Annotated in this window: 1 pseudogene; it reads right to left on the reverse strand. The window is 59.5% G+C overall.

The features are described from left to right. A pseudogene (locus HMPREF2884_RS09365) lies at positions 1-371 on the reverse strand (multidrug transporter); the annotation flags it as partial. Positions 372-412 lie beyond the last annotated feature (41 nt).

A 412-nucleotide genomic window follows, 5' to 3' on the forward strand; every position in this document is an offset into this window, starting at 1 on the left:
GCGTACTCGACGTTCCAGGGACCGTACTTTCGCCCCATCTCGCCGCGGGGCGCACCCTCAGAGTGGGGAGCCTGGCTGGTGTAGTTCTGCCCGTGTTCGGCGTAGCACTGCTTCATGGCAATCTGAAAGGCGGTGTACTCGTAGTTGGTGCGCTCGTAGTAAAGGTAATCGTCCAGAGGCATCTTCACGATGTCCTGTTCCGCGTCAAAGATGGCGTGGACGCTTTCGTCACGTTCCAGCGGCGGGTTGAAGAGCGAGCAGGCACTCAGGGGCATGATGCCGATACAGAACAGGGCGCCCGTGGCGAGCAGGCGGCGGCTCATGCCAGTGCGAGGGGCGGGTGCAGTGGAGCTGCGGTTGAGGAACTTCATCGTTAAACCCCTTTCATAAGAGTGAGTTGTACACCACATTA

Origin of the sequence: Rothia sp. HMSC073B08, from assembly GCF_001812975.1 — a bacterium.
In the GTDB taxonomy this organism is placed as follows: domain Bacteria; phylum Actinomycetota; class Actinomycetes; order Actinomycetales; family Micrococcaceae; genus Rothia; species Rothia mucilaginosa.